Genomic DNA, 3,487 nt, shown 5'->3' on the forward strand with positions numbered 1-3,487 from the left:
ACAAGATCGTCTATCTCAACAAATTACTGTTCGTCACCGGCGCGCTGCTGGCGACCGCGCTGTTCTTCGGCACCTTCTTCATCTACCCGCTGATCCGCGGCCAGGTGCGGGAAGAGGGCAAGCTCAGGGCCATGACGGTTTCGCTCAGCGCCCGTTCGCAGACGCTCGAGCAGGCGGCGCTCACCGACGGCCTGACCGGCATGCAGAACCGTCGCTATTTCGACGATGCGTTGCGCGAATATCTGCATGAGTTTCGCCGCATCGACAGGCCGGTCGGGCTGATGATCCTCGATCTCGATCATTTCAAGCAGGTCAACGACACGCATGGCCATGACGTCGGCGACGAGGTGCTGAGGGCAGTCGCCACGTGTCTCAGAGGCATGACGCGCTATCACGATGTGGTGGCGCGGCTAGGCGGCGAGGAGTTTGCCGTCGTCACCCCCAACATGGATGTCGAACTGCTCGCCCGGTTCGCCGAGCGCATCCGCAAGGCGATCGCCAACCTGTCGATCATGTCGGGCAATGTGCGTCTCAAGGTCACCACCAGCGTCGGCCTCGCGGTATGGGACCACAAGGAGAGCGCGGAGGATTTCTACCGCCGCGCCGATCGCCAGCTTTATGAGGCGAAGAAGCAGGGCCGCAACCGCGTCTGCGCCTAAAATCCCATCATAAAATTCGTGAGGCTGGCCGCCTGGAGCCGCTGTCTGCGCTTCCGGTGCTCACGGACTCTATGTCCGCTCCGCTCCGGTTCTCGACAGCGACTCCATTCGACTCAGCCTGACGAATTTCCTGACGGGATTTACCCATTCGAGCCGGTTTCAGGCCAGAACGGGAACTCAATCGTTGAACTGGCGCATGCCGAAGGTCGAGGGCTTCAGGCCATAGCGTGTGTCGAAGTCGTCGTCGGGCTGGACGCGAGGGGCGGCGGCGGCCGGTTTCTTGTAGTCCGGGTCGCCAGCTTGACGAGTTGAGTCAACCGCCTCGGCGAAGGCCATGGACTGCTGCGGCTTCGGCACGTTGCGAAGCCGCTCGACGATCATCGCCAGGTCAACGTCGCTGCCGTCCACGGGGGCTCGATCTGCTCGCCCCTCGCGGTGCCGGGGATGAACTCCTGCGCCAGCTTCTCGAATTTCAGCCGCATGGTCGTCGCGACGCCTTCGCCGAAGGCGATGGCTTCGCGCTGACCCATGGAGGACAGGAAGGCAAGCGTCGAGGCCGAGGAGTCGGCGATCGCCGAGCGGATGATCGCCTGGTCCTGCTCGTTGGCGAGGCGCATGGCGAAGAAGGTCGAGCATTGCGACAGGATGGTCGGGTCGAGCTCGCCCGGGCGCTGGGTGACGACGCCGAGATAGCAGCCATATTTGCGGCCTTCCTTGGCGATGCGCGACAGCGCATGCCTGGTCGGCGCGAAGCCCAGGCGCGGATCGGCCGGCATGTAGCGGTGGGCCTCCTCGCAAAGCAGAAGCAGCCTCAGCCGTCCCTCGCTCCACAAGGCCAGGTCGAAGGCCAGGCGCGCCAGCACCGAGCAGACCGAGTTGACGACTTCCGAAGGCATGCCCGCCATCTCGAAGCACGTGACCGGGCGGCCATGGCTCGGAACGCGGAAAATATTGCCGATCGTTTCGTGGATCGTGTCCTCGATCAGCCGCGAATTGAACATGAAGCGGTAGCGCGGGTCGGCGGCGGCCGATTCGATGCGCGTCTTCAGCGATTTCAGGGTCGGTCGGTCGTTCTTGGCCTCAAGCATGCCCATGCGCTCGTCGATCTGCTTGATGAGATCGGCAATGCGGTAAGGCACCGGCGTGTCCGCCGTCAGCGCGTCGCTGCCGCGCCTGACATAGGTGCCGGAATTCGGGTTGCGGTAGAGGTTCTTGGCGGCCGGGATCAGGTCGCGCAGGACATCCACTTCCTCGGGCACCGTCTCGCGGCCGCGAAACAGCACTTCGGCGAACTCCTCCAGCCTGAACATCCAGAACGGCAGGTCGAGCGTCTTGGAGTCGACCCTGACGCAATATTCCGGCAGCGAGGCGGCAAACTCGTTGTGCGGGTCGAGGATGAGCACGCGCAGATCCGGACGCGCCTGGATCGTCTTGCGCAAGAGCAGCGAGACCGCCGTCGATTTGCCGACGCCGGTGGTGCCGACGATCGCGAAATGGCGCGCCAGCGTGTCGTCGATGGCGATGTTGGCGTCGATCGACTCATCCTGCGACAGCGTGCCGATGGTCACCGAATGGCGCCCGGCCAGGTCGTAGACCGCCTGCAGGTCGCGGCTGCGGATGCGGTGGGCGATGGCGCCGATATGCGGATAGGTGGTGATGCCGCGGTCGAACACCGGCCTGGCGCCGGGCTCGGCACCGTCACGCACTTCACCGACCAGCTCGACGCTGACCTCGATCAGGTTCTGCCCATCGTGGTTCCAGTGAAGGTCCGACTTGCCGATGGCATAGACAAGGCCGACCGTTCTCGTCGAGCCGAGATTGATCGAGATCATCCTGCCGACGGTCCAGAGGCCGGTGACTGTGCCTTCGGCATCCTCTGCAAAGGCGCTGATGGTGGCGCGGGCGCCGTCGCACTGCACGACATTGCCCAGAATACGCTTGTCGTTCTGCTGGATGTTGCGGCGTTCCTGCGAGGTCGGTTCCCCGACGGAGGCTTCGCGTTCAACAAACATCATGCCCTGGTCCCATTCCCCCTGGAGCAGGAACCCTATCCGATCGGGGTTAAAGTCACGTGAGGTCGGATGGTGTAGGCAGCGTTAAGCCAGCCGCGACAATTCGATCGAACAGCCTCTTCCCCGTTTTCGGAATTCCGATATATTGGACGAATGGACGATATATCGAATGAGATCACAGCGACGATCGGCAGGCGCATACGTTCCGAAAGAACGATGAGGGGCTGGTCTCTGGCTGAATTGGCCGAGCGCTCGGACGTCTCGAAGGCGATGCTGAGCGCCATCGAACGCGGGACGACCAGTCCGACCGCGGCGCTTCTGGTGCGCGTCGCGGCGGCCTTCGGCATGACGTTGTCGACGCTGATCGCACGAGCCGAGACGCAAGGCGGCGGGGTCTCGCGTAAGGAGGAGCAGCCGGTCTGGCGGGATCCGGCAACCGGTTACATAAGGCGGCATCTGTCGCCGGCATCGCAGATGCCGCTCGAACTGATCAGGGTCAGCCTGCCGGCAGGCGCCAAGGTCAGCCTTCCGGCGTCGTCCTACGCCTTCATCAAGCAGCAGATATGGCTGATCGACGGGAGGCTCGATTTCACCGAGGGCGATGTGGTGCACAGGCTAGAGCCTGGCGACTGCCTGGCGCTGGGCGCGCCCTCGGATTGCGTCTTTCATGCTCCCGGACCGGATGCGGCGGAGTATCTCGTGGCGCTGATCAGGGACTGACCCCGATGTCTCGCCGGCCAAAGCGCTCGCACAATGGCGGGCCGCTGCTCGACGACCATGACGGCCCGCCCTGGGGCAAGGGCGATGCCTATATCT

General features: G+C 63.8%; 2 protein-coding genes and 1 pseudogene. 2 read left to right on the forward strand and 1 reads right to left on the reverse strand.

What is annotated here, in order from left to right; genetic code table 11:
- A partial coding sequence (locus EOD07_RS27195) for a GGDEF domain-containing protein (RefSeq protein WP_164772576.1) occupies positions 1–659 on the forward strand: 659 nt, incomplete at its 5' end.
- A gap of 177 nt (positions 660–836) precedes the next feature.
- Here the strand turns inward: EOD07_RS27195 and EOD07_RS27200 are convergent.
- Positions 837–2,671: pseudogene (locus tag EOD07_RS27200) on the reverse strand (DUF87 domain-containing protein).
- 153 nt (positions 2,672–2,824) lie between these two features.
- Between EOD07_RS27200 and EOD07_RS27205 the strand changes: the two are divergent.
- Positions 2,825–3,391 carry an XRE family transcriptional regulator gene (locus tag EOD07_RS27205; RefSeq protein ID WP_127237595.1) on the forward strand — a complete coding sequence of 189 codons (567 nt, stop codon included), beginning with the start codon at positions 2,825–2,827 and terminating at the stop codon, positions 3,389–3,391.
- The last annotated feature ends 96 nt before the right edge of the window (positions 3,392–3,487 follow it).

The organism is Mesorhizobium sp. M2C.T.Ca.TU.002.02.1.1 (assembly GCF_003997225.1).

Coding starts and splice junctions, on each gene's coding strand:
- EOD07_RS27205 (WP_127237595.1), top strand. CDS start 2,825: ATGGACGATATATCGAATGAGATCACAGCGACGATCGGCAGGCGCATA.